This is a genomic window from Micromonospora globispora (assembly GCF_003857015.1).
Lineage (GTDB): Bacteria > Actinomycetota > Actinomycetes > Mycobacteriales > Micromonosporaceae > Micromonospora > Micromonospora globispora.
Window position 1 is genome coordinate 24,976 of sequence record NZ_QGGF01000367.1, and the last position, 20,403, is coordinate 45,378.

Genomic DNA, 20,403 nt, shown 5'->3' on the forward strand with positions numbered 1-20,403 from the left:
CGCCTTTGCCAAAACGCGCAGGAATTTCGCGGGAAAGGATGAAGTCGGACAGAGAACCTGTCGACCGGCGCGGTCAGGACAGCAGCGCGACGGCCAGCGGGTGCACGGTCTCCTCGATCTCGTCGGCCACCCGGCTGAAGCACTGGTCCCCGCGACCCCACGGGTCGTCCAGGTCGTCGGTGGGCAGTGGCGAGGCGCCCTGCCGGGCCGCGTCGGCGGCGGCGACCAGGGCCGTCCCGCGGGCGTACACGGCCTCCGGGGTGGCCTCCACCGCGGGCAGCGCGGCGGCGTCCACCGCGCCCAGCAGCCGGCCGAACTCGCCCAGCACGAACGTGCGCGCCGCCGCGTCCGGGCGCAGCGCCACCACGTACTCGTGCTGGTCGGCGGTGGCGGTGAGGACCAGGTCGGCCGCGTCGATGAGATCCGACCGCAGCTTCCGGGCGGCGAAGCCGTCGACGGCACCGCCGCGGGAGATCACCTGCCGGGCCGCCGGCGGGTTCATCTCCTCGCCGGCGTGCCAGCCGCCGGTACCGGCGCTGTGGCAGTGCAGCAGCTCGTCGGAGCGGGACGGGTCGACCCCCAGCCGACCGAGCCGCTCCCGCACGGCGAGCACCAGCAGCCGCTCGGCCATCGGGGACCGGCAGATGTTGCCCATGCAGACGTGCAGGACGGTGAACGGCGGCACTCAGACCCCCTGCGCCTCGAGGATGTCCGGCACCACGTCGCGCAGCTTTTCCAACGGGACCGCACCCTGGCGCAGCACCCGGGGCACCTCGCCGGTCAGGTCCACGATCGTGCTCGGCACCGGGTCCGCCGCGGGACCCGCCTCCAGGTACGCCCGGACCGAGTAGCCGAGCTGCTCCCGCGCCTCCTCGGCGGTGACCGCGGCCGGCTGGCCGACCTTGTTCGCCGACGCCACCGCCATCGGCCCGGTCTCCCGCAGCACCTCCAGCGCCACCGGGTGCAGCGGCATCCGCACCGCCACCGTGCCGCTGGAGTCACCGAGGTCCCACTGCAGGCTGGGCGAGTGCTCCACCACGATGGTCAACGCTCCCGGCCAGAACGCCTCGACCAGGTCGCGCGCCGCACGGGGCAGCGAGAAGACCAGGCCGTCGAGGGTGTGCCGGGAACCGATCAGCACCGGCGGCGCCTGCCGGGAACCGCCCTTGGCGTCCGCGAGCGCCTTCACCGCGTACGGGGTGAAGGCGTCCGCGCCCACCCCGTAGACCGTGTCGGTCGGCAGGACGACGAGTTCGCCGTTCTTGACCGCCTCGATGGCAGCGGCGATGCCGCGGTCCCGGTCGGCGAGCGACCGACAGTCGTAGAGCATCACGAGGAGCCAGTCTGCCACGCCGGGCGCGAGGTGGGGTGGTGGCCGTCCGCCCGCCGGGACGCGGTGGCGAACCGCGGGCGGCCGACCAGGTCCCGGTGGTCCTCGATCCGCTCGAACCGGCCGTCGGCGGCGAGCAGCGCCGGCACCGCCTCGCCCTGCGTGTCGTCGTGCTCGATGCCGAGCACCCCGCCGGGGCGCAGCAGCTCGGCCGCCCGGGCGACCACCGGCCGGATCACGTCCAGCCCGTCCGCGCCGCCGAAGACCGCCTCGTCCGGGTCGTGCCCCGCCACCTCAGGCGGTACGACCACCGACCGCGGCACGTACGGCGGGTTGCAGAGCAGCACGTCCACCCGGCCGACCAGCTCGGCCAGCAGCTGCGGGTCGGTGACGTCGGCGACCACCACCTCGATCGGGGTGTCCCCCGCGGCGGCCCGGTCGGCGGCGTTGCGCCGCAGCCACTTCAGGGCGGCCGGGGATCGTTCCACCGCCATCACCCGGGCGTCCGGCAGCTCCTGAGCCACCGAGAGGGCGATCGCGCCGGAGCCGCTGCACAGGTCAACGACCTGCGGGGCGCTCCGCCGCCGTCCCTGCGCCACGCCCCAGCCGGCGAGCAGCTCGGTCTCCGGCCGGGGCACGAAGACGCCCGGGCCGACCGCCAGTTCCAGGTGCCGGAAGCCGGCGGAACCGGTCAGGTGCTGCAACGGCTCCCGGGCGAGCCGCCGGTCGACCAGCGCCTCGAAGCGGCCGAGCTGCGCCGGCGTGAATCCATCCGCCAGGGCCAGCCGGCCACGCGGCACATCCAGCACGTACGCGGCGAGCTGCTCCGCCTCCGCCCGGGGCGCCTCGATCCCCGCCTCGGTCAACGCCCGGGCCGCCCGCGCGATCGCACGGGAGGGCCGCTCACGTTCTGTCCCTTCGGACGGCTGTTGCGGCAGGGTGGTCACGAGATAATCATGAAGCGTCGCGGGCGACATCACGAGCGGGTGCGTCCGGATGCACACCGACAGGGAGGTCCGAGTGGGCTGGCTCGACCGGGTCGACGACCAGGTTGACGCCCTCCGGCACGCCCGCGCGCTGCAGGAGGCGAGCCGCTCGGCGGAGGCGTGCACCGTCCTCGACCAGGTCATCCGCACCACCGACGACCCGCACGCCCGGGCCGACGCGCTGGTCCAGCGCCTCTCCGCGCTGATCAATCTCGGTCGGACGGCGGAGTTCACCCGGGCCATCGAGGAAGCCTCCGCTGCGGTCCGCGACCTGGCCGAGCCCTACCTGCACGGCCACCTCAACGCGCTGATGGCCCTCGCCGCGCACCACCAGGGCGCGCTCGACCGCTGCGTCACCCACCTGGTCAAAGCTGCCCGCTCGCTGGGCGCCGACGACGACCCGGACCGGGACACCGCCTGGGGCTGGCACGACCTCGCGATGGCCTACTCCTACCTCAGCTTCCACGGCCACGCGCTCGGCGCGATCGAGCGGGCCCGCCAGGTCGGAATGGCCGCCGGCATTCCGGAGGAGACCTTCGCCGCGCCGGGCATCCGGCTGCGCAACGCCGTCGCACTGGACCACAACGGGGACAGCGACGGTTGCCTGCGGGTGCTCCGCGACGTGGCCGGGGATCTCAACCGGTTCCTGCGTGCCGGTCGGGCCGGCAACATCCGGCCGAGCAGCCTGGCCGCGTACGGCTACGCCGCCGCCCGCCGCGCCGCGCTCGGCGACCGGGTGGAGTCCGGCACCGACGCCGACCCGGCCCGGCTGCTCGAACACGGCGGCGACAGCGCCCGCGCCCGGGACATGCGCCAGCTCGGCCGGGCCTGCCTGGCCATCGCCGACGGTCGCCCGATCGAGGCGGTCACCCGGCTCGACACCGCCCAGGTCTCCGCCGAGACGCTCGGCGCGGCCGAGTCGGCCCGGCTGCGCAGCATCGCGCTGGCCCGGGCCGGCGACCACGCCGCCGCGCACCGGGCCGACCGGTACGCGTTCCGGCTCGCCGCGCAGCGCAGCGACCGGCTGCGGGACGTCTACATCGACGGCATCGCCGCCCGGATCGACCACGAGGACATGCGCCGCGAGGCGGCGCGGTACGAGGGCGAGGCGCTCACCGACCCGCTGACCGGGCTGCCCAACCGCCGCCGCCTGGAGCGCTACATCGGCGCGGTGGTGGCCCAGGGCGAGCGGGTGGTGATCGGCGTCTGCGACCTGGACGGCTTCAAGGCGGTGAACACCCGGCACGGTCACCACTCCGGCGACCTGGTGCTGCAGCGGATCGCCGGGGTGATCAACCGGGTGATGCGCCGGGGCGACTTCGTCGCCCGCTACGGCGGGGACGAGTTCGTGGTCGTGCTGCCCGGGGCCGGGATGACCGAGGCGGCAGAGGTGGCCCGCCGGATCAACGCGGCGGTGCGTACCGAGGACTGGGAGTCCCTGGTGCCCGGCACCCCGGTCGGGGTCAGCATCGGCTTCGCCGAGGTGGGCGGCGCGGGCGCGAGCCTGCGCGAGTCCCTCGGCGTCGCGTTCGAGCTGGCCGACCGGGAGATGCTCCGCGCGAAGGCCCGCCTGCGCGCCTCCTGACCCGTCGTCAGCGGCGGGTGAGCTCGGTCTCGCCGGCCAGGCGGGCGGCGCGGTCGGCCTCGGCAAGGGCGTCCAGCACGCCGTCCAGTTCGCCAGCGAGGGCCAGATCGAGGTTGTACGCGGTGTAGCCGATCCGGTGGTCGGTGATCCGGTTCTGCGGGAAGTTGTAGGTGCGGATCCGCTCCGAGCGGTCCACCGTGCGAACCTGCGCCTTGCGGGCGTCCGAGGCGGCCGCGTCGGCCTGCTCCTGGGCGGCCGCGAGCAGCCGGGCCCGCAGGATCCGCATCGCCTGCTCCCGGTTCTGGAGCTGGGACTTCTCGTTCTGGCAGGAGACCACGATGCCGGTCGGCACGTGGGTGATCCGGACCGCCGAGTCGGTGGTGTTGACCGACTGGCCGCCCGGGCCGGACGAGCGGAACACGTCGATCCGCAGGTCGTTCGGGTCGATGGTGACGTCCAGGTCCTCGGCTTCCGGCAGCACCAGCACGCCGGCGGCGCTGGTGTGGATCCGGCCCTGCGACTCGGTGACCGGGACGCGCTGCACCCGGTGCACGCCGCCCTCCCACTTGAGCCGGGACCAGACGCCGTTACCGCCCTCCGGCACGCCCTTGGTCTTGATGGCCAGCGAGACGTCCTTGACCCCGCCGAGGTCGGAGTCCTGCGCGTCGATCACCTCGGTGACCCAGCCGTGCCGTTCCGCGTACCGGGTGTACATGCGGAGCAGGTCCCCGGCGAAGAGGGCCGACTCCTCACCGCCCTCGCCGGCCTTGATCTCGACGATGACATCCTTGGCGTCGTGCGGGTCGCGCGGGATCAGCAGCTCCGCCAGCCGCTCCTCCAGCGCCGGCAGGGACTCCGCGATCGCGTCGGCCTCGGCGGCGAACGCCGGGTCCTCGGCGGCCAGCTCGCGGGCGGCGGCCAGGTCGGCCCGGGCCTGCTCCAGCTCGGCGGCCGCCTTCTGCAGCGGGACCAGCTCCGCGTAGCGCCGGCCCACCCGCCGGGCGGCGCCCTGGTCGGCGTGGATGGCCGGGTCGGCCAGCCGCTTCTCCAGCTCGGCGTACTCGTCGAGGAGGGCGGCCAGGCGCTCACTGCTCATGCTGCGGATGCTCCTTCGACAAGACGACAACGGACGGTACGGCGGAAAAGCGTGGAAACGGACGAACGCCCGCGTCCGGCACGGAGCCGGACACGGGCGTCGTCGGAAGAGTTACTTGGCCTTCTTGGCCTGAACCTTGGCGTACTTCTGCTGGAACTTCGCGACCCGGCCGGCGGTGTCGAGGACGCGCTGCTTACCGGTGTAGAACGGGTGGCAGGCGCTGCAGGTCTCGACGTTGATCGCGCCGCCCTTGGCGGTGCTGCGGGTCGTGAAGGTGTGACCGCAGGAGCAGCGGACCTCGGTGGTCACGTACTCCGGGTGGATGTTGGGCTTCATGTCGCCTCGGTCCTTTCGTCGGTGGTCGCCGGGTCGCCGTCGGTCGTCCCGTCGCTGCGCGACGGGCTCGGGCGTGAACCGGAACCGGTGGCCGATTGACCAGTGTGCCATGGGCGTGGGCCGACCCGGTAAGCGGGCCACACACGGGGTCCGGCAGGCTCAACGCTCACCTCCCGGTACGCATTCCCGCTCGGCTCGCGGGGATTCGTGACGCCGTACGGTGGGGTCGGCCACGGGAGCCGGGACGAACGGGAGGTGCGGGAATGTTCCGCCTGATCGCCACCCGGGGGCTGCCCGCGTCCGGCAAGACCACCTTCGCCCGCCGGCTCCAGCCGGGCGTGATCCGGGTCAACCGGGACGACCTGCGCCGGATGATGCACGGCGAGCGGCTCTTCACCCAGTGGGCCGAGGGACAGGTCACCAAGGTCCAGCGGGCCCAGGTGGAGGCGCTGCTGGCGGCCCGGGTGAGCGTCTGCGTCGACGACACCAACCTGCGCTCGCGGACCCTGCGGGACTGGGCCGAGCTGGCGCAACGGTACGGCGCCGCGTTCGAGGTGCACGACTTCACCGACGTACCGCTGGAGGAGTGCCTGCGCCGGGACGCCGCGCGGCCGGAGGCCGACCGGGTCGGCGAGGCGGCGATCCGCCGCCTGCACGAGCGCTACCTGGCCAACCGCGCGTTACCGCTGCCGGTGCCGGCCGTCCGAACCGGCGGGCCGGCGGCGGTGCACGAGGCCGACGCCGAACGGCCGGCGATCGTCCTGGTGGACATCGACGGCACGGTCGCGCTGAACGTCTCCCGCAGCCCGTACGACATGACCCGGGTCGGCGAGGACGTCCCGAACGAGGCCGTGATCGCCGCGGTGCGGGCGATGCACGCGGCCGGGCACGGGGTGATCTTCTGCTCCGGCCGGGACGCCTCGGCACGCGCGGACACGGAGGCCTGGCTGGCCCGGCACGTCAAAGTGCCGTACCTGGCGCTGCACCTGCGGGCGATCGGCGACCACCGCAAGGACGCCATCGTCAAGCAGGAGATCTACGAGCGGGAGATCCGGGACCGCTACCGGGTGGTGGGCGTCTTCGACGACCGGATGCAGGTGGTGCGGATGTGGCGTTCGCTCGGCCTGACCGTCTTCCAGGTGGCCGAGGGCGACTTCTGACGGGCGGGCCGCGGTGGTCAGGCCAGTCGGCGTCGGCGGCGAACGCCGACGGGCTCCTCCCCCGGGACAGGAGCCCGTCGGCGAGCCGGGGCCGGTCCCGGGGCGCGGGGTCAGGCACCCCGCACCCGGGACCGGCCGTCACGCGGCGGGTGCCTCCCCCGAAACCTCCGCCGCGGTGAGGGTGACCGTCGCCTCGGCGCGTACGCCGTTGACGGTCACCGCGAGGACGACCTGCGCGTCGGGCCGGAGCGCGGTCAGCTCCCCGGTCGCCGGGTCGAAGCGGGCCACGTGCCACGGCTTGACCCCGCCGGCCGAGCCGATGTGCAGGTTCGGCGACCCGGACCAGTCCGCGCTGACCGGCGCGGCCACCGGGACCGTACGGCCACCGGGCTGGGTGAGCGTGGCGCTGACCCGGGCCGCCGCGCCGGCCGCCACGCTGGCCGGTGCGGCCAGCGCCAGCCGGTCGACGTGGGCGTGGAACTCCGCCTCGATCCAGCGCGGCCCCTCGGCCAGCGGGTCACGCCGGGCCTGCTCGGCCTCCTCCGGGGTCACCGGGTCGACGCCGAACTCGGTCCATCCGGTGAACCCGCCGAGCTGGGGCGGGGTCGACGGGTTCTTGCCCGAGTTGCCGTTGATCACGTACGGCACGCCGTCCACCCGGTCGGCGTGGAAGGTGCCGACGTGCCCGTTGACCATCAGCGCGCCCTTGCCGGTGCGGTGCTGGAAGTCGGCCAGCCACTGCTCCACCAGGGCCGCCTCCTTCCGGTCGAGGAGCTGACTGGCCTTGGCCGGGCTGGGGTCGCGCGGCGGGTGGTGGAAGAGCACCGCGACCGAGCCGACGGCCGGGTCGGCGGCCGCCGCGTCCAGGGTGTTCCGGAGCAGCTCCACCTGGTCGAACCCGCCGCCGCGCAGCGAGCCGGTGGCGGTGCTCAGGGTGACGAACCGGGTGCCCTGGTGGTCGAAGACCCGCGAGGTGTCGCCGAAGACGCTGCGGAAGTTGCTGATCGGCGCGCCCATGATCTCGTGGTTGCCCGGGACGTAGTACCACGGCAGCTCGCCGCCCAGCTCCTCGTCGAGGATCCGCTTCGCCAGCGTGAAGTCCGCCGGGTACGCGGTGTCCACGAAGTCGCCGTCGATGACGAGGAAGTCCGGCTTCGCCGCCTTGACCTCGCGGAGCGTACGGCGGGCCTGGGCGACCAGGTCGCTGTCCGGGTCGGCGGCGACGAACTGGGCGTCGGACATGACCGCGAAACGCCAGGTCGCCCCGTCCAGGGTGCCGTCGCGGAGGACCACCCGGTCGGTGCGGGGTGCCTCGGCCGGCGCCTCGACCGTCGGGGGCACCTTCGCCACCAGGTCGTCGATGACGGTTTCGCTGGTGTACTGCGCGGCCGGGTTGGTCTCGGCGACGTAGAACCGGCGGACCCGGACCGGGTACTGCACCCCGGCGGGGACGGTGAACTCGACGTACCGCCAGCCGGTCCAGGTGATGTACGGGCCGCGCAGCACGTGCTGGGTGTCCTGGGCGTCGTGCAGGTGCAGGCTGGGCCACTCCCCCTTGCCGTTGCCGTAGATCCACATCCCGAACGCCTGCGGCTGGCCGGGCACCTCGATCCAGGCCGGCGGGTCGGCGTACGCGGCCCGGGTGCCGGTGGACTGGCTGAAGTCGTACGACAGCTTCAGGCCGGTGCCGGTGTGGCCGGGTGCCGGGGCGACCGAGCCGCTGGCCCGGGCCTGGCTGAACGTCCAGGAGGCGGCGTCGTCGAAGGTGGCGATCGAAACGTCGGTCAGCCCGACGGTCACCGGCAGCACGGTGGTGAAGTTTCCGACGTGGACGGTGACCAGGGCGGAGCCGCTCTCCCCGAGCGCCTTGACGGATAGGTTGCCGTCGGCGGTCGGCGTGACGGCGAGCAGCTTGTCGTCGTACTCCAGCTTCAGGTCGGCCGGCTCGATGGGCGCGGTGTTCCCCTCCGCGTCGTAGCCGACCACCCCGAAGAGCCCGGTGTCGCCCGGCTTGTTCAGGCCGACCCGGTCCACGGTGGAGTCGATCCGGGCCAGCGGGGCGAGAACGGCGAGGTCGAGGGTGCCGCTGGCCTCGTCCCGCCACGCGGTGACGGTGCTGCGGCCGGGCGCTCCGGCGCGGAACACGCCGTCGTCGTCCACCTTCCCCTGCGCGGCCGGGTTGGCCCGCCACTGCGGCTCCCCGGCGGCCGGCCCGTACGTCTCGTCGTAGCCGGCGGCGGTCAGGCGGCGGGTCAGCCCGGGGAAGACCCGGTCCGGCCGGCCGCCGCGGACCGGGGCGACGCCGGGCGCGGCGGTGGGGTCGGTCGCGGTCTCCAGCCAGTACCCGGTGAGTCGGCCGCTGCCCTGCGGCGCGTAGATGGCCAGGCCGTTCGGGACGGGCCGCTCGGTGCCGTCGGAGGGGCTGTTTTCCACCTGCACCGCCACCGCGCCAGGCTCCCGGGCCAGCAGGGTCGACGAGCCGCCGCCGTCGAGGTTCAGCGCGGTGTACGCGCCGAGCTCGACCATCATTCGGCCCATTTCGGTCTGGGTGACGCCCCGGCTGTCCACCTGCCGGCCGTCCACGGTGAGCATGATCAGCCGGCGGCCGTCGGCGGAGAAGCCGACCGAGGTGCGCGGGGCCAGGGTCGGGTCCGCGACGGTCTGCACCATCCCGTCGCGGACCAGCACGTTGCCGCCGCCGACCGCGGAGCGGAGGGTGCCGCCGTCGGACGACTTCGGCTGCCAGGTGAGGTCGACCGGGTCACCGGGGCGCAGCGCGGCGAGCGCGTCCGCCCCGGCGTCCCGGCCGAGCAGCACGGTGGTGCCGGCCGGGATCGGGCCGTCGCCGGCCGTAGTGGCGACCACGGCGACCCGGCCGCCGCTCACCGCGACCTCCGCGACCGGCCCGGCCGGCAGGGTGGCGGTGCCCTCGAAGCCGACCTGGATGATCCGGCCCAGCCCCTCGGCGGTGATTGCGGCGGCGTTGGTGTGCCCGGCGACCGGCGACTGGATCAGCTCGCCCGAGCGGATGCCGACGCCCTGGGCGGCGCCGGAGTTGTTGATGTCGAAGAAATCCCCGTTGACGGCGGCGACGGCGCGGGAGCGGTCCACCGCGGCGCGCAGCGGCTCGTCCCGGGTGACCGCCCCGGAGTTGACGTAATCGACGCTGACCCCGCCGGACAGGTCGGCGGTGAGCGCGTCGGCGCGCAGCCAGCCGTCGGCGTCGTACCGGTCGAAGGAGGTCAGGTCGAGACCGGGCGCGACCGGGCGGACGGTCTTCGCGGTCTCCAGGCCGCCGGCCGGTTCCAGGCCGGTGGTGGTGGCGACCGGGGTCTCCCGGGCCAGCGTCACCGCCGACGCGGGATAGGACGAGGAGGCGGGGGCGTCCTCGGCGGCGGTGGCGGTGTATCCGCCGGGCGCCGCGATGCCGGCCGGGGCCGGTCCGGTGAGGGTGAGCAGTGGCGTCAGCAGCAGGACGCCGGCGAGACGGGCGGATCGACTGCGGATACGCATGGACGACAGTCAACCGGCACCGAATAGAAGTTTCAATACCCTCCGGCTTGGCCGAAGGAAAATTTCACGCCTTCCTCCTGGTGGTGCGCGTGCCCCCGGCCTTCTCTGCCCCTGACGCAGCGTGTGCCGGGCGCGGGGCCAGCCCCCACTGTCACGTCCTTTGCTCTGCTGCACGATCCGCAACAGTCACCCTCCGCTCCTGTTGCGCCGAGGGCAGCAGAGCAAAGGGGGAATGCCGAGTCCTGCTCGGGACCCCGACGGGAAGGGAGGATCGCAGGTCACGGCGTCGGGGCAGCTCCTCGCCTTAGCGACCCGCCGTCCGCCGTCCGCCGACCGATCACCGACCGTGTCGGGTGTGGTTCCGGTGCTCCAGCGTCACCGACGGTCACGTGCGGCGCCACGGCGGCACCGCGACCGGACGCGAAGAAGGGCACGGCCTCGCGGCCGTGCCCTTCTCATCGCTCCGGTCGGGAGAGGGTCACTCCCCCGGCGTCGACTTCGCGATCTGCATCAGGAACTCGATGTTGGTCCGGGACTGCTTGAGCCGGTCCAGCAGGAGGTCGAGCGCCGCCTGCGAGTCCAGCGAGTGCAGCACCTTGCGGAGCTTGTGGACGATCGCCAGCTCCTCCGGCGCGAGCAGGACCTCCTCCTTGCGGGTGCCGGAGGGGTTGATGTCGATCGCCGGGAAGACCCGCTTGTCGGCGATCTTCCGGTCCAGCTTGAGCTCGGCGTTACCGGTGCCCTTGAACTCCTCGAAGATGACCGTGTCCGCCATGGACCCGGTCTCCACCAGGGCGGTGGCGAGGATGGTCAGCGAGCCGCCGTTCTCGATGTTGCGGGCCGCACCGAGGAACCGCTTCGGCGGGTAGAGCGCGGTGGAGTCGATACCACCCGACATGATCCGGCCGCTGGCCGGCGCTGCCAGGTTGTACGACCGACCGAGCCGGGTCACCGAGTCGAGCAGCACGACCACGTCGTGCCCCAGCTCGACCAGACGCTTCGCCCGCTCGATCGCCAGCTCCGCCACCGTCGTGTGGTCCTGCGGCGGCCGGTCGAACGTGGCCGCGATGACCTCGCCCTTCACCGACCGAGACATGTCGGTGACCTCTTCCGGCCGCTCGTCCACCAGCACCACCATCAGGTGGCACTCCGGGTTGTTGCGGGTGATCGCGTTCGCGATCGCCTGCAGCACCATCGTCTTACCCGCCTTCGGCGGCGAGACGATCAGCGCCCGCTGACCCTTACCGATCGGCATCACCAGGTCGATGACCCGCGTGGTCAGGATGTGCGGCTCGGTCTCCAGCCGCAGCCGCTCCTGCGGGTACAGCGGAGTGAGCTTGTAGAACTCCGGACGACGCTTCGCCTCCTCCGGCTCCATCCCGTTGATGGTGTCGAGCCGGACCAGCGGGGCTTGTCGGCCGCTGCTCGCCGTCCCGGGGCGCACGGCGCCGGTGATGGCGTCACCGCGGCGCAGGCCGTACTTCTTGATCGAGACATCGGAGACGTAGACGTCGTTCGGGGCCGGCAGGTAGCCGTGGATCCGGACGAAGGCGCGATAGTTGTCGACGTCGATGATGCCGGCCACCGGGACGAGGGTGGTGTCAGTGTTCATCGGGTGCCTTTCGGTGGAGGCGTACCGGCTCGCGACCGCTGTCGGGCGGGTATGGACGGGCCGGTGTGGGTGGTGGTGAGGGCCGGCGCGGTGCGCGCATCGGCCGCCCCGCGATGGCCGCGGCGCCACAGAAACGACGCGGCGGTTCGCCGGCGAAGTCGACGCCGCCCACGGCGAAGGCCGCCGCGATGTGGGACGACGTCGGCTGGTCGCCGTGACGGGTGCGGCGGGATCGCCGTACCGGCAGGAACGGGACCGGTGGGAGGGACGACGCACCGGCGCGGTGCAGGACCGGCTTCGGTGCGATGAGGACTCCGGGTGGCGCCGAGCGCCGGCATCCGGGTCTTCCCGCAGGTTAGCTCCCGCCGGCCGGCAGGGCAAGCACCCCGGGGGTCCGGCTTCCGGCAGCCCTGCCACACCGGGCGACCGTCGCCGCACCGGCAACGGCCCGTTGGGTCCGGGCCAGGCCGGCGTTACAGTGAGGGACGCGCCGACCGGAAGGCCATCAGAGTGACTGCTCCGACGGTGGTCGACCAGGTCAACCTGGGAGACCACGTCTGCTGGACCCACGACGACGAGAGCGAGGCTCTCGACGCCGTCGGCCGCTTCGCCGCCACCGGTCTTCGGCTCGGCCACAAGGTCATCTGCTTCACGAACGCCTCCACCCCGCAGGCGGTGCGGACCCACCTGGAGGCCGCGGGTGTGCCGACCGAGGCGGCGGTGGCTGCCGGCCAGCTGCGCATCCAGCCCGCGGTGGAGCACTACCCGACCGGGCGCCGGCTGGTCCCGCAGCCCCTTCTCGCGGCCCTCGTCGAGGAGGTCACCCGGGCGCAGCGGGAGGGCTACTCCGGTCTCCGGCTGGCCGGTGACATGGCGTGGGTGGTGGGCAGCGGCACCACCCTCGACGACCTGTGCCGGTACGAGGCGCACGCCAACCGGTTGTTCGTGGACGGTCAGGTCGCCGGCATGTGCCTGTACGACCGGCGGCTCTTCCCGGCCGAGCAGCTACGGGCGGTCGCGGCCGCGCATCCGGCGACCGCCGGACCACAGGCGGACCGGAACTGGACGCCGCTGCTGCGAACGTACCGCACGACGGACCCGCCGGGGCTGCGGTTGGTGGGGCAGGTGGACCGGAGCAACCGGGAGGCGTTCGCCGCCCTGCTCGCCGGCCTGACCCGCGAGGCCCCGGCCGACCGGCCGGTGGTGGTCGACGTCTCCGAGCTGAGCTTCGCCGACGTCGGTGCCGCCGCCGCCCTGGCCCGCGCGGACCGGGACGCCGCCGGGGGCGTACGGCTGGTGGGGTGTCGGCCGGCGCTGCGCCGGCTGCTCGGCCTGCTCCGCGACGGTGGCCCCGTGGAGCGGGCCGGATGACCGCACCGACCGCTGGGCTGGTGGACGGCTTCGTCCACGAGGGACTCTTCTACACCGACGCCGCGGGCCTGCTGGCGACCGCCGTGCCGTTCGTCGAGGACGGTCTCGCCGCCGGTGAGCCGGTGCTGGTGGCGACGCCCGGGCCCCAGCTGGAGCTGATCCGCGCCGCGGTGGGGCCGACCGGGGACCGCGTCCGGTACGCGGACATGACCGAGGCGGGGCGCAACCCGGGTCGGATCATCCCGTGGGTGCTCCAGGCGTTCGCCGACAAGCATCCCGGGCGTCGGGTGCGGATCATCGGCGAGCCGATCTGGGCCGGCCGCACCGAGCAGGAGTACCCGGCCTGCGCGCAGCACGAGGCGTCGATCAACTGGGCGTTCGCCGGCCGCGACGCGAGCATCCTCTGCCCGTACGACGCGCGGTCGCTCGACGCCGGGGTGCTGGCGGAGGCGCGCTGCACCCACCCGGTGCTGGTCGACCGGAGTGGACGGCGGCGCAGTGGCGGCTACGCCCCGTCCGACGTGGTCGCCCGGCACAACAGGCCGCTGCCCGTCCCGCCCGAGGCGGTGGCCGCGCTCCGCTACGACCTGGAGACGTTGCCGCAGGTGCGCCGGTTCGTCGCGGACCACGCGGCCGGTGCCGGCCTGGACGCCGACCGGGTGGCCGACCTGCAGATCGCGGTGACCGAGCTGGCGACGAACAGCGTCGCACACGCCGGCGGCGGGGGGACCCTGCAGGTGTGGCGGACCGGTACGCATCTGGTCTGCGAGGTCCACGACGACGGCTGGCTGGCCGACCCGCTCGCCGGCCGGCTGGCGCCGGCGCACGACGGCATCGGCGGCCGCGGACTGGTCATCGTGCACGCCCTCTGTGACCTGGTCCTGGTGCACAGCACCGCGGCCGGCACCACGGTACGGCTGCACATGCTCCGGGCGGGGACGGCGTGAGCGGGTACGCGGTGCGCCCGGTGGGCCGGGTGGCGTCCCCGCTCACCGATCCGGACCTGGCCCCGAAGCAGGGCGACGAGGGGGCGCCGGAGGCGTGGCTGGTCTTCGACGAGGCGTACGCCCCGGCGCTGCGTGACCTGCGACCCGGCGCCGACGTGCTGGTGCTGACCTGGCTGGACCGGGCCCGGCGGGATGTGCTGGTCGTCCAGCCGCGCGGAGACCGGTCCCGCCCGGAGACCGGTGTCTTCAGCACCCGTTCCCCGCACCGGCCGAACCCGATCGGGCTGCACCGGGTCCGGGTGCGCGAGGTGGACGGCCTGCGGGTGCGGGTGGCCGACCTCGAGGCACTGGACGGCACCCCGGTGCTGGACGTCAAGCCGGTGCTCGACGGCGAGCGCTGAGCCCGGCGGGGCGGGCCGGCCCGAGGACCGGCCAAGCCGCCCGGCTCAGTGCCCCCGGGCGATCCACTCGTCGAGGTGGGGCGCCTCGTCGGCGATGGTGGTGCTGTCGCCGTGCCCGGTGCGCACGACCGTCCCGGGCGGCAGGGTGAGCAACCGGCTCCGGATCGACGCGATGATGGTGCCGAAGTCGCTGTAGGAGCGACCGGTGGCACCCGGTCCACCGGCGAAGAGGGTGTCGCCGGTGAAGACGACGCCGAGCTCGGGGGCGTAAAAGCTGCACGCGCCGGGGCTGTGACCGGGGGTGTGCAGCACCCGCAGCGTCGTACCGGCCACCTCGACGTCCGCCCCGTCGGCCAGTTCCCCGTCCGGCGGGGTGTCGGGGTGGACCATGTCCCAGAGCACCCGGTCGGCCGGGTGCAGCAGCACCGGCGCGCCGGTGGCCCGGGCCAGTTCCGGCGCCACCCGGACGTGGTCGTCGTGGGCGTGGGTGGCCAGGATGGCGACCACCCGGCGGCCCCCGACGACCCGGCGGATGGCGGCCACGTCGTGCGGCGCGTCGATGACGACGCACTCGGCCTCGTCGCCGACCACCCAGACGTTGTTGTCGACGTCGAAGGTCTGGCCGTCGAGGGAGAAGGTGCCGGAGGTGACGGTGTGGTCGACGCGGGCGGTCACGGGAAGACCACCACCGAGCGCAGCACGTCGCCCTGGTGCATCCGGCTGAACGCCTGCTCGACCTGGTCCAGGGCGATCTCCTCGGTGACGAAGGCGTTCAGGTCGAGGCGGCCCTGCAGGTAGAGCTCGGTGAGCAGCGGGAAGTCCCGGCTGGGCAGGCAGTCGCCGTACCAGCTGGACTTGAGGGCGCCGCCGCGGCCGAACACGTCCAACAGCGGCAGCTCGATCCTCATCTCCGGGGTCGGTACGCCGACCAGCACGACGGTGCCGGCCAGGTCGCGGGCGTAGAACGCCTGCTTCCAGGTCTCCGGCCGGCCGACCGCGTCGATCACCACGTCGGCACCGAAGCCGCCGGTGGCCGCCCGGATCGCCTCGACCGGGTCGTCGTCGGAGGCGTTGACGGTGTGCGTGGCGCCGAACTCGCGGGCCCAGTCGAGCTTGCGGGAGTCGGTGTCCACCGCGATGATCGTCGTCGCGCCGGCGAGCGCGGCACCGGCCACCGCGGCGTCCCCGACGCCGCCGCAGCCGATCACGGCGACCGAGTCGCCCCGGGTCACCTGCCCGGTGTTCATCGCGGCGCCGAGGCCGGCCATCACGCCGCAGCCGAGCAGGCCGACGGCGGCGGGCCGGGCCCGCGGGTCCACCTTGGTGCACTGCCCGGCGTGGACCAGCGTCTTCTCGGCGAAGGCGCCGATGCCCAGCGCGGGCGACAGCTCGGTGCCGGCGGTGAGGGTCATCTTCTGCGCCGCGTTGTGGGTGTTGAAGCAGTACCAGGGGCGACCCCGACGACAGGCCCGGCAGACACCGCAGACGGCGCGCCAGTTGAGCACCACGAAGTCGCCGGGCGCCACCCCGGTGACGCCCTCCCCCACCTGCTCCACGATGCCGGCGGCCTCGTGCCCGAGCAGGAACGGGTACTCGTCGGTGATGCCACCCTCCCGGTAGTGCAGGTCGGTGTGGCACACCCCGCAGGACTGGACGCGGACGACCGCCTCGCCCGGACCCGGGTCCGGCACCACGATCGTGGTCACCTCCACCGGCGCCCCCTTGCGCCGCGACACGACTCCCCGGACTTCCTGGCTCACGGTCCCCTCCTGCCCTGGTCGGTGATCACGCTCCCTGGCGAAACTACCGCCGATCACGCTCGTCGGCCCACCGGTGAACGGCCGGTTATCCCGGCCGCTGCCGGGTACGCGGGGGAAACGTCTGTCCGGCACCGACGGGAGTGATCATGAAGCTGACGCACTGGCCGTTGCGCCTCGCCACGGGGGCATTCATCCTCAACTCCGGCCTCGGCAAGCGCACCCTCGAGGGGGAGGCCGCCGCGGGAATGCACGGCATGGCGGTGGGCGCGATCCCGCAGCTCAAGCAGTTCGAGCCGGACCGCTTCGCGAAGCTGCTGTCCCGCAGCGAGATCGCCCTGGGTGCCGCCCTGCTCACCCCGTTCGTGCCGTCGCTCTTCGCCGGTCTGGGGCTGGCCGCGTTCGGTGCGGGGCTGGTGCAGCTCTATCTGAAGACACCCGGGATGCGGCAGCCGCACAGCCTGAAGCCGAGCGAGGCGGGCATCGGCCTGGCCAAGGACGTCTGGCTGGTCGGTGCCGGGCTCACCCTGGCGCTGGATTCGGTGACCCACCGGCGGCGCCGCTGACCGGGTCGGCCCCGCTACACGGGGCCGGCCACTGAACTGTCAGGCACCCGCCACGGCCGGGACCGGCGTGGCGGCGCGCTCGGCGGCGTGCCGCCGGCGGGCGGCGTTGCGGTATCGCAGCACCTGGACCGCACCGAGGCCCCAGAGCAGGTACTGCACCGCGAACGCCCAGCGGAACGCGTCCAGCGTCGGGGCCGAGTGGCCGGCGGGGGTGGTCAGGTCGAGGACCACCCCGATGGCCAGGATCAGGACCATGGAGGCGACGAAGCCGCCGACGTTGACGATTCCGGTGGCGCTGCCGATCCGGTGGACCGGGTTGGAGGTGCGGGCGTAGTCGAAGCCGATCACCGAGCCGGGGCCGTTGACGGCGAGGACGATCACCAGGGTCACCAGCAGCCAGTGCGGCGCGGGCCCGGGCCAGGCAAGTACCACCGCCCAGACCGCCGCGGTGCCGGCGGTGATCGCGAAGACCACGACGGAGCGGTGGAACGGGTGCCGGGCGCAGAGGTGCGCGATCACCGGGCCGCACACCAGGGTCGCGACGGTCATCAGGGTCAGCAGGGTGGCGGCCGCGGTCGGGCTCAGCCCCTGCCCCTGCACCAGGAACGGGTAGCCCCACAGCAGCGCGAAGACCGCGCCGGAGAACTGGGTGACGAAGTGGGACCAGAGCCCCAGCCGGGTGCCGGGCTGCGCCCAGGCGTCGGCGAGCTGCCGGCGTACGGTGGCCAGGGTGGGGGCGACGGCGGTGACGTGCTCGGCGAGCGGGGTGTCCCGCACCGCGACGAGCACCAGCAGCAGCACCGTCGCGCCGAGCGCCGCGGCGGTCAGGAACGCGGGGGTCCAGCCGGCGTGGTGCAGCAGCGCCACCAGGGGTACGGCGCCGAGGACCGCGCCGAGCTGACCGATGGTGCCGGTGAGCTGCACCAGCAGCGGGTTACGCCGTCCCGGGAACCAGAACGCCACGATGCGGAGCACGCTGATGAAGGTCATCGCATCGCCGAGGCCGACCAGGACGCGGGCGGCGACGGCGAGGCGTACGTCGGTGGCGACAGCGAAGCAGAGCTGCCCGGCGACCATGAGCGACCCGCCGGCGAGCAGCAGCCGCCGCGAGCCGAAGCGGTCGAGCAGCACCCCGACCGGGACCTGCATGGCGGCGTACACGGCGAGCTGGGCGACGGAGAAGGTGGCCAGCGCCGAGGCGTTGATGTGGAACCGCTCGGCGGCGTCCACCCCGGTCACGCCGAGCGAGCTGCGGTGGAACACCGCCGCCACGTAGGCGGTGACGGCGACCCCGAAGACCAGGGCGGCGGAGCGGCGCGGGGTCACGGTGGGCCCGGCGCTCACCGCAGGTTCCGCAGCACGTTCGCGGCGTTGTCGATGTGCGCGCCGACGGCGTCGAGCCAGGCGGCTGGGTCGTCGCTGTCGAGGGCGGCGAGCTGGGCGGCGTGCTCGGCGAGGACCACCTCGGCCCAGCCGGGCGAGAGCCGGAAACCGGCCTCGCCCATCCGGAGCTGCCGGTCGCGCAGCCGGTGGTACAGCTCGGCGAGGATCTCGTTGCCGGCCGCCTCCACGACGGTGGCGTGGAACGCGCGGTCGGCGGCCATCAGCGCGGTGACGTCCCCGGCGGCGTACGCCCGGCGCATCTCGGTCAGCCAGCGGGCCAGGTCGGCCCGGATCTCGGCCCGGCGCGGCCAGACCCGCTCGGCGGCGTGCAGCTCGACCAGCCGGCGTGCCTCGATGACGTCGGCGATCTCCCGGGCGGAGACCGGCCGGATCAGCGCGCCGCGCTTCGGGTAGAGGGCGACAAGCCCTTCTGCCTCCAGCCGCAGCAGCGCCTCGCGGACGGGGGTGCGGGAGACACCCGCCGCCTCGGCAATCTCACCCTCGCTGATCAGCAGACCGCCCGGGTAGACCTGCTCGAGGATCGCCTGCTTGAGGTGCTGGTACGCCCGCTCGGCGGCCGAGGGCCCGGCGGCCCGCGGGGAGGCGGTGGGATGCGTCATGTATCTATCCTGCGTCCCAGGATCGAGCAGGCACGAGGCCGGGCGCCGAAAGGTGGCCCAGGCCACGTGCCGGATCAGGCCGAGCGCAGCCTGATCAGGCCCTGCTCATCCAGGGTGAACCGGGTCCGGTAGGGCGCGCCCAGCCCGTCCAGCAGGTCGGCCAGCCAGGCGGCGTCCGGGGCCGGGGCCGGTTCCAGGCGCATCCGCCGGATCCGGACCGGCACCAGCCGCAGCCGGCGCAGCTCGCCGGTGGCGGCATCGAACGTCGGCAGGTGCAGCAGCCGCAGCTCCGGCCGATAGGTCTCCTGCCCGCCGATGCCCTCGTAGTCGTCGATCAGGTCCCCGGAGCCGTAGAGGATGAGCCGGCCCCGGTACCGCTCGATCGGGCGGGGGTGGTGCGACGAATGCCCATGGACCAGGTGCACGCCGGACTCGACCAGCCGGTGCGCGAACCGGACGTGCTCGTCCGGCACCTCGTAGCCCCAGTTCGACCCCCAGTGCACCGAGACCACGACCAGGTCCGCCGGGCCCGCCACCCGGGCGATCCGATCGGCCAGCGCGTCCGCCGTCGCCTCGGAGATCTCCGGCAGGTAGGCGACGCCGGCGCGCCCGGCCCCGGCGGCCCACTGCGGCGGGATCCCGCTGGACGGCGCACCCACCGACCAGACCAGCAGCCGGCCGCCGCCATCGAGCGGCACCTCGGCCGGGCGCCACGCCGCGGTGTCGTCCCGGCCGGCGCCGGCGGGCGTGATCCCGGCCCGCCGAAGGGTGTCCAGGGTGTCGGCGAGCCCCTCCGGGCCGAAGTCCAGCACGTGGTTGTTCGCGAGAGCGCAGATGTCGAGGCGGGCGGCGGTGAGGCAGGAGACGTTCTCCGGGTGCATCCGGTAGTGGATGCCCTTGCCGGGGGCGTACTCGCCGCGGGCGGTCACCGACGTCTCCAGGTTCACGATCCGCACGTCGGGGCGGAGCGCGTCGAGGAGCCGCAGCGCGTCGCCCCACGGCCAGTCGGGCGGTACCGGGCGCGGGAGCGGTCCGGTGACCGACTCGGCCAGCTCGACGTACCGGCGGGCGTCGGTGACCGCCTGCTCCCGCAGCGCGGGCGGACCGGGTCGGGGCAGGATCTGGTCCACGCCCCGGCCGGTCATCACGTCGCCGGCGAGGAAGAGGGTCAGCTCGGCCATGCGGTGAGTCTTCCCGCCGGAGGGCTCGCGCACCGGACTGGTGGCGGGAATTGCACCGGTCGGGATCGAGTGAACGCGCGCCGGCCCGGGTACCTGGGCGGCCATGACGGACGTGACGATCGTGGTGGCCACCCGCAACCGTCGGGACCAACTGCTGGAGCTGCTGCCCCGGCACACCGCCCCGGTGATCGTGGTGGACAACGGCTCCGACGACGGGACCCCGGAAGCGGTGGCGCGGGCCTTCCCCGACGTACGGGTGGTGCCGCTGGGCCGCAACGCCGGTGCCGGGGCGGCCCGCAACGTCGGAGTGGCGCTGGCCGACACGCCGTTCGTCGCGTTCGCCGACGACGACTCGTACTGGGCGCCGGGGGCGCTGGAGCGGGCCGCCGAGCTGCTGCACGCGCACCCCCGTACCGCCCTGCTGACCGGGCAGGTGCGCGTGGGGCGGGAGGAACGGCTGGACCCGATCTCGGCGGGCATGGCGCAGGCGCCGCTCGGCACCGCGCCGGACGCGCCCGGCCCGACCGTGCTGGGCTTCCTGGCCTGCGCGGTGGTGCTG

The 20,403-nt window shown here is 73.9% G+C and carries 18 protein-coding genes and 1 pseudogene; 7 read left to right on the plus strand and 12 right to left on the minus strand.

Features of this window, described 5'->3' with window-relative positions:
* Positions 1-73: 73 nt before the first annotated feature.
* Genes DKL51_RS18610 through prmC form a run of 3 tightly spaced genes read right to left on the minus strand, consistent with a single transcriptional unit; the run spans position 74 to position 2,277 of the window.
* Entirely contained in the window at positions 74-685 is a 612-nt protein-coding gene (locus tag DKL51_RS18610) for an arsenate reductase/protein-tyrosine-phosphatase family protein (protein WP_109946084.1), read from the minus strand.
* On the minus strand, positions 686-1,330 hold the full coding sequence (locus DKL51_RS18615) for an L-threonylcarbamoyladenylate synthase (RefSeq protein ID WP_109946092.1): 645 nt from the start codon (positions 1,328-1,330) through the stop codon (positions 686-688).
* Positions 1,330-2,277, minus strand: coding sequence for a peptide chain release factor N(5)-glutamine methyltransferase (gene prmC, locus DKL51_RS18620; protein ID WP_185734843.1), 948 nt, complete (start codon positions 2,275-2,277; stop codon positions 1,330-1,332). The genes DKL51_RS18615 and prmC overlap by 1 nt, the downstream gene beginning before the upstream one ends.
* A gap of 73 nt (positions 2,278-2,350) precedes the next feature.
* Here prmC and DKL51_RS18625 point away from each other — a divergent pair, with 73 nt between their 5' ends.
* The gene (locus DKL51_RS18625; protein WP_109946085.1) at positions 2,351-3,901 is read left to right on the plus strand and encodes a GGDEF domain-containing protein; all 1,551 of its coding nucleotides are present in this window, start codon (positions 2,351-2,353) and stop codon (positions 3,899-3,901) included.
* 7 nt (positions 3,902-3,908) lie between these two features.
* On the opposite strand, the gene prfA is transcribed toward DKL51_RS18625, so the two are convergent.
* Positions 3,909-4,997, minus strand: a complete 1,089-nt coding sequence (gene prfA / locus DKL51_RS18630; RefSeq protein ID WP_109946086.1) for a peptide chain release factor 1 — start codon at positions 4,995-4,997, stop codon at positions 3,909-3,911.
* Positions 4,998-5,108: 111 nt separating this feature from the next.
* Positions 5,109-5,333: a 50S ribosomal protein L31 gene (rpmE, locus tag DKL51_RS18635; protein WP_109946087.1), complete on the minus strand. Its 225-nt coding sequence runs from the start codon at positions 5,331-5,333 to the stop codon at positions 5,109-5,111.
* A gap of 263 nt (positions 5,334-5,596) precedes the next feature.
* On the opposite strand from rpmE, the gene DKL51_RS18640 reads away from it, so the two are divergent.
* Complete coding sequence (locus DKL51_RS18640) at positions 5,597-6,493, plus strand: phosphatase domain-containing protein (protein WP_109946088.1); 897 nt, start codon at positions 5,597-5,599, stop codon at positions 6,491-6,493.
* A gap of 138 nt (positions 6,494-6,631) precedes the next feature.
* Here the strand turns inward: DKL51_RS18640 and DKL51_RS18645 are convergent, their stop codons facing one another.
* Both DKL51_RS18645 and rho read right to left on the minus strand, forming a co-directional pair.
* Positions 6,632-10,006: a phosphodiester glycosidase family protein gene (locus DKL51_RS18645; protein ID WP_124812303.1), complete on the minus strand. Its 3,375-nt coding sequence runs from the start codon at positions 10,004-10,006 to the stop codon at positions 6,632-6,634.
* A gap of 478 nt (positions 10,007-10,484) precedes the next feature.
* Positions 10,485-11,609: pseudogene (rho, locus tag DKL51_RS18650) on the minus strand (transcription termination factor Rho); the annotation flags it as partial.
* Between the two features lie 519 nt (positions 11,610-12,128).
* On the opposite strand from rho, the gene DKL51_RS18655 reads away from it, so the two are divergent.
* The 3 genes from DKL51_RS18655 to tsaA are packed head-to-tail and all read left to right on the plus strand — an operon-like array spanning position 12,129 to position 14,337.
* Positions 12,129-12,989, plus strand: a complete 861-nt coding sequence (locus DKL51_RS18655; RefSeq protein ID WP_185734844.1) for an MEDS domain-containing protein — start codon at positions 12,129-12,131, stop codon at positions 12,987-12,989.
* Positions 12,986-13,936 carry a sensor histidine kinase gene (locus DKL51_RS18660; RefSeq protein ID WP_124812305.1) on the plus strand — a complete coding sequence of 317 codons (951 nt, stop codon included), beginning with the start codon at positions 12,986-12,988 and terminating at the stop codon, positions 13,934-13,936. Before DKL51_RS18655 ends, DKL51_RS18660 begins: the two co-directional genes overlap by 4 nt.
* Positions 13,933-14,337: a tRNA (N6-threonylcarbamoyladenosine(37)-N6)-methyltransferase TrmO gene (gene tsaA / locus DKL51_RS18665; RefSeq protein ID WP_124812306.1), complete on the plus strand. Its 405-nt coding sequence runs from the start codon at positions 13,933-13,935 to the stop codon at positions 14,335-14,337. The genes DKL51_RS18660 and tsaA overlap by 4 nt, the downstream gene beginning before the upstream one ends.
* Positions 14,338-14,382: 45 nt before the next feature.
* On the opposite strand, the gene DKL51_RS18670 is transcribed toward tsaA, so the two are convergent.
* Together DKL51_RS18670 and DKL51_RS18675 are read right to left on the minus strand one after the other, a co-directional pair.
* Positions 14,383-15,012 (minus strand): MBL fold metallo-hydrolase, encoded by a 630-nt coding sequence (locus DKL51_RS18670; RefSeq protein WP_109943638.1) that lies wholly within the window; start codon positions 15,010-15,012, stop codon positions 14,383-14,385.
* Positions 15,009-16,097: an S-(hydroxymethyl)mycothiol dehydrogenase gene (locus DKL51_RS18675; RefSeq protein ID WP_124812307.1), complete on the minus strand. Its 1,089-nt coding sequence runs from the start codon at positions 16,095-16,097 to the stop codon at positions 15,009-15,011. Before DKL51_RS18675 ends, DKL51_RS18670 begins: the two co-directional genes overlap by 4 nt.
* Positions 16,098-16,243: 146 nt before the next feature.
* On the opposite strand from DKL51_RS18675, the gene DKL51_RS18680 reads away from it, so the two are divergent.
* Positions 16,244-16,660 (plus strand): hypothetical protein, encoded by a 417-nt coding sequence (locus tag DKL51_RS18680; protein ID WP_109943648.1) that lies wholly within the window; start codon positions 16,244-16,246, stop codon positions 16,658-16,660.
* A 39-nt stretch (positions 16,661-16,699) separates the two neighbouring features.
* Here DKL51_RS18680 and DKL51_RS18685 read toward each other — a convergent pair whose 3' ends face one another.
* The 3 genes from DKL51_RS18685 to DKL51_RS18695 form a co-directional block, all read right to left on the minus strand.
* Entirely contained in the window at positions 16,700-18,004 is a 1,305-nt protein-coding gene (locus DKL51_RS18685) for an MFS transporter (protein WP_243420699.1), read from the minus strand.
* Complete coding sequence (locus DKL51_RS18690) at positions 18,001-18,663, minus strand: GntR family transcriptional regulator (protein WP_109943636.1); 663 nt, start codon at positions 18,661-18,663, stop codon at positions 18,001-18,003. Before DKL51_RS18690 ends, DKL51_RS18685 begins: the two co-directional genes overlap by 4 nt.
* Positions 18,664-18,737: 74 nt before the next feature.
* A complete protein-coding gene (locus DKL51_RS18695; RefSeq protein WP_124812308.1) occupies positions 18,738-19,844 on the minus strand; it encodes a CapA family protein in 1,107 nt (368 codons plus the stop codon).
* A 103-nt stretch (positions 19,845-19,947) separates the two neighbouring features.
* On the opposite strand from DKL51_RS18695, the gene DKL51_RS18700 reads away from it, so the two are divergent.
* Positions 19,948-20,403 (plus strand): glycosyltransferase family 2 protein (locus tag DKL51_RS18700; protein ID WP_148097815.1); only part of this gene is annotated, 456 nt, incomplete at its 3' end.

Excerpts from the sequence above, each read along its gene's own strand:
- DKL51_RS18615 (WP_109946092.1), bottom strand. The coding sequence starts at position 1,330 with ATGCTCTACGACTGTCGGTCGCTCGCCGACCGGGACCGCGGCATCGCC.
- prfA (WP_109946086.1), bottom strand. The coding sequence starts at position 4,997 with ATGAGCAGTGAGCGCCTGGCCGCCCTCCTCGACGAGTACGCCGAGCTG.
- rpmE (WP_109946087.1), bottom strand. The coding sequence starts at position 5,333 with ATGAAGCCCAACATCCACCCGGAGTACGTGACCACCGAGGTCCGCTGC.
- DKL51_RS18640 (WP_109946088.1), top strand. The coding sequence starts at position 5,597 with ATGTTCCGCCTGATCGCCACCCGGGGGCTGCCCGCGTCCGGCAAGACC.
- DKL51_RS18645 (WP_124812303.1), bottom strand. The coding sequence starts at position 10,006 with ATGCGTATCCGCAGTCGATCCGCCCGTCTCGCCGGCGTCCTGCTGCTG.
- DKL51_RS18660 (WP_124812305.1), top strand. The coding sequence starts at position 12,986 with ATGACCGCACCGACCGCTGGGCTGGTGGACGGCTTCGTCCACGAGGGA.
- DKL51_RS18680 (WP_109943648.1), top strand. The coding sequence starts at position 16,244 with ATGAAGCTGACGCACTGGCCGTTGCGCCTCGCCACGGGGGCATTCATC.
- DKL51_RS18690 (WP_109943636.1), bottom strand. The coding sequence starts at position 18,663 with ATGACGCATCCCACCGCCTCCCCGCGGGCCGCCGGGCCCTCGGCCGCC.
- DKL51_RS18695 (WP_124812308.1), bottom strand. The coding sequence starts at position 19,844 with ATGGCCGAGCTGACCCTCTTCCTCGCCGGCGACGTGATGACCGGCCGG.